This is a genomic window from Pseudomonas sp. K5002, from assembly GCF_013386655.1.
Taxonomy (GTDB): domain Bacteria; phylum Pseudomonadota; class Gammaproteobacteria; order Pseudomonadales; family Pseudomonadaceae; genus Aquipseudomonas.
In genome coordinates this window covers 1-3,439 of the sequence record NZ_JACARK010000924.1, presented here as the reverse complement: position 1 = coordinate 3,439, position 3,439 = coordinate 1, and the positions used below count along the sequence as shown (strand labels likewise).

Sequence of the window (3,439 nt, the reverse complement as noted above, 5' to 3'; positions counted from 1 at the left end):
TGGAGCGCGAAGCGGTCCCAATGCATTCTTCCTGAAACAACGCGGGCGCTGATTTTACGACTGCTGCGCAGCCGAGCGGGAGCAAGCTCCCTCGCCACAGGGGATCATTGTCAGGTTTGGCGGTTCGCATACATCCGGCACTCCGCCAACAGCGCGAGCAGGTTCGGGTCGCGCTCCTTGGCTTTCAGAAACACCACGCCAATGTGCTGCTGCAAACGGTAGCGCGGTTGCAGGGGAATCAGCTTCACCCGGTTCTCATACACCGCCGCAATCCGCCCCGGCAGCAGCGCATAACCCACCCCCGAGCTGACCATGCTCAGCAGGGTGAAGATGTCGTTGACCTGCATCGCCACCTTCGGCTCGAACCCTGCCTGCTTGAATACGCGGTTGCCATCCTGATGGGTGGCGAAGCCTTGGGTGAGGGTGATGAAGGTGGCGTCGCGCACGTCCGCCAGGTCGATTTCCTGTTCGCGGTCGAAGGGTGAATCGGCTGGGGTGGCGAGGAAGATGTCGTCGGAAAACAGCGCGATCTGTTCGCAGTCCGGATCGTTGGCGTGTTCGTCGAGGGAGATCAGGATCGCGTCGACTTCCATGTTCTTCAGCTTGTACAGCAGGTCGAAATTCGACCCGAGGATCAGGTCGATATTCAGCTCGCTACGGCGAATCTTCAGCCCCATGATCAACTGCGGCACGGTCTTCACCGTCAGCGAATACAGCGAGCCCAGCTTGAAGCGCTCGGCGGAAAAGCCGGCGGCCTCGCGGGTGACCCGCACGCTGTCGACCACATCCTGCACCAGCTTCTGCGCACGCTCTTCCAGCACATAGGCGCTTTCCAGCGGCGTGAGGTTGCGGCCTTCGTGCTTGAACAGCGGGCAGCGCAGGGCGTTTTCCAGGGAGTGGATCGCCCGGTGCACGCTGACGTTGCTGGTCTGCAATTCAGCCGCCGCCCGCGCCAGGTTGCCGGTGCGCATGAACGCCAGGAAGATTTCCAGCTTCTTGAGGGTGAACTCTTCGTCGATCAGCATGGGCGTGACTCTTGTTCGAATGCCGTCGATTGTGCCCCTAAAACCAGTTCACTCCCAGCCATGCACTGCACAGGCCCAGCAGCACGCCGAGGATGATCAGCCAGATCGCGTTGAGTCTTGTGTAATACACCACGGCAGCGCTGGCCAGGGTCAGTACCAGGCTGGTGGCGTTGTTTTCCAGGCTGTTCATCAGGATGTAGCTGGCGGCCAGGATCAGCCCGATGGAGATCGGCAGCAGGCTGCCTTTGACCCGCTGCACCCACGGGGTTTTGCTGTGTTTTTCCAGCCAGCCGGCGCCGAAGTAGGTGAGCACCGAGCAGGGCACCAGCTTGGCGGTCAGGGCCACCAGGGCGCCGGGCAACCCGGCGGCTTGCTGGCCGATAAACACCAGGAACATGCCATTGGGCCCGGGCAAGGCCTGGGACAGGGCGAAGAAGGCGACGAACTGGGCGTCGGTGATCCAGTTCATGTCGGTGACGGTGTAGCGATGGATATCGCTCAGGGCCACGGTGTTGCCGCCAATCGCCATCAGCGACCACAGCGCGCATTGGATCATCAGGTGAAACAGCACGCTCTGCATCAGCCGGCCACCTTCTGCTTGCCCATGAAGCTCAAGGCCAACGAGCTGGGAATGCAGATCAGCAGGACCATCCACAACGGCAGCACCAGCACCGCCATCAACACGAAGGTCAGGACGAACGCGCTGTAATTCGCCAGGGTCCTGGGCATGGCCTTGAGCAGGCGCAAGGTGGTGCCGAGCATCAGCCCGGTGGCGATCGGCATCACCGCGCCGAAGATCTGCTGCACCACGTCATGGCTCCACCATTTGGCATAGGCGAAGCCGGCCAGCACGGTGATCAGCGAGGGGAACAGATACAAGCCGACCACGGTCACAACCGCACCCGGCAAACCGTGCAGGCGCCGACCGTAGATGATGCCGACGTTGGCGATATTCGGCCCGGGGAAGAATTGGCCGGTGGTCAGCAACTCGTTGAAGCCTTGTTCGCTGACCCACTGCCGGCGGTCGACCATCATCTGCCGCGCCCAGGGCATCACGCCGCCGAAGCCAAACAGGCCGACCATGGCGAAGTTGTAAAACAACTGCCACAGACTCGGGTGGGGCTGGGCAGGTTCGAGGTCGGGCATGGGCGTTACCGATGAGGGGCTTTTATGTAGGAGCTGGCTTGCCTGCGATAGCGTTGGGTCAGACATGCATCTGCTGCTGATACACCGCTATCGCCGGCAAGCCAGCTCCCACAGGATGAAGCGAATCATCCATCGGTGTGTGTATTTGGGCAAATGAAGAAAGGTTGTTACCTGATATTCGGTGGGTGACGTCAGAATGGTCGAGGTGATAACCGTTATTCGAGGTGAGTGACACATGTATCACGGGGAACGATTCAACGCCTGGAGCCACTTGCTCGGGGCGGTTGCGGCTTTTGTGGGTGCGGTATGGATGTTGGTGGTGGCCAGTATGGACGGCAACCCCTGGAAGATTGTCAGCGTAGCGATCTACGGTTTCACATTGCTGGTGTTGTACAGCGCGTCGACCGTGTACCACAGCGTGCGCGGGCGCAAGAAAGCGATCATGCAGAAGGTCGATCACTTTTCGATCTACCTGCTGATTGCCGGCAGCTACACGCCGTTTTGCCTGGTGACGCTGCGCGGGCCGTGGGGCTGGACGCTGTTCGGGATTGTGTGGGGGCTGGCGGTGATCGGCATCCTGCAGGAGATCAAGCCACGCTCCGAGGCGCGGATTTTGTCGATCGTGATCTATGCGGTGATGGGCTGGATTGTGCTGGTGGCGGTCAAGCCGCTGATTGCTGCGCTGGGGCCTACCGGGTTTGCCTGGCTGGCGTCGGGCGGGGTGCTGTATACCGTGGGCATTATTTTCTTTGCCTTGGAGGACCGCTTGCGGCACTCCCACGGGATCTGGCATTTGTTCGTGATTGGCGGCAGCCTGCTGCATTTCGTGGCGATCATGGGGTACGTGTTATAGCCGGTCCAATTGCTCATGGGCCCGGCTGCCGAAGATCTCCAACAGGCTCGCCAGCATATGCGGCGGCGGTTCGTCGGCGCGGGTCAGGGCGTACAAGGTGATTGGCAGTGGCGGCGCAAGGGGGCGAATGCAAGTAGTGGCCGGTGATGCGCCGAGGGCGGTGAACGGATCAATCACCGCCAGCCCGGCGCCGGATTCGACCATGGCCCTGGCCAGGGAATAGGTCTGCACTGCGATGCTGACCCGTGGCGGTGGATCGACCGCTTCCAGGTAGCTGTCCAGCTTCGCCGACAACGGGTCGGCGCTGGACAGGCCAATCAACGGCGCGCCCGCCAGGGCCATCAGCGGCAACGGTTTGCCTAGCTCGTTTTCCTTCCAGTAACCCTGCGGCGCCAGTGCCACCAGCACGCCGTGG

Annotated in this window: 5 protein-coding genes; 1 reads left to right on the top strand and 4 read right to left on the bottom strand. The window is 61.4% G+C overall.

What is annotated here, in order from left to right:
• Window positions 1-110 precede the first annotated feature (110 nt).
• The 3 genes from HX846_RS31080 to HX846_RS31070 are packed head-to-tail and all read right to left on the bottom strand — an operon-like array spanning window position 111 to window position 2,171.
• On the bottom strand, window positions 111-1,025 hold the full coding sequence (locus HX846_RS31080; protein ID WP_003216822.1) for a LysR substrate-binding domain-containing protein: 915 nt from the start codon (window positions 1,023-1,025) through the stop codon (window positions 111-113).
• A gap of 37 nt (window positions 1,026-1,062) precedes the next feature.
• On the bottom strand, window positions 1,063-1,605 hold the full coding sequence (locus HX846_RS31075) for a chromate transporter (protein ID WP_178966860.1): 543 nt from the start codon (window positions 1,603-1,605) through the stop codon (window positions 1,063-1,065).
• Complete coding sequence (locus HX846_RS31070) at window positions 1,605-2,171, bottom strand: chromate transporter (protein WP_003216826.1); 567 nt, start codon at window positions 2,169-2,171, stop codon at window positions 1,605-1,607. Before HX846_RS31070 ends, HX846_RS31075 begins: the two co-directional genes overlap by 1 nt.
• A gap of 235 nt (window positions 2,172-2,406) precedes the next feature.
• On the opposite strand from HX846_RS31070, the gene HX846_RS31065 reads away from it, so the two are divergent.
• A complete protein-coding gene (locus tag HX846_RS31065; RefSeq protein ID WP_003216828.1) occupies window positions 2,407-3,024 on the top strand; it encodes a hemolysin III family protein in 618 nt (205 codons plus the stop codon).
• On the opposite strand, the gene HX846_RS31060 is transcribed toward HX846_RS31065, so the two are convergent.
• The coding region (locus HX846_RS31060) for a LysR substrate-binding domain-containing protein (RefSeq protein ID WP_256740158.1) at window positions 3,019-3,439 on the bottom strand (421 nt) is incomplete at its 5' end. The two genes, HX846_RS31065 and HX846_RS31060, sit on opposite strands and share 6 nt — an antisense overlap.

Bases quoted from the DNA above. Each gene is read 5' to 3' on its own strand.
- HX846_RS31080 (WP_003216822.1), bottom strand. From the start codon at position 1,025: ATGCTGATCGACGAAGAGTTCACCCTCAAGAAGCTGGAAATCTTCCTG.
- HX846_RS31075 (WP_178966860.1), bottom strand. From the start codon at position 1,605: ATGCAGAGCGTGCTGTTTCACCTGATGATCCAATGCGCGCTGTGGTCG.
- HX846_RS31070 (WP_003216826.1), bottom strand. From the start codon at position 2,171: ATGCCCGACCTCGAACCTGCCCAGCCCCACCCGAGTCTGTGGCAGTTG.
- HX846_RS31065 (WP_003216828.1), top strand. From the start codon at position 2,407: ATGTATCACGGGGAACGATTCAACGCCTGGAGCCACTTGCTCGGGGCG.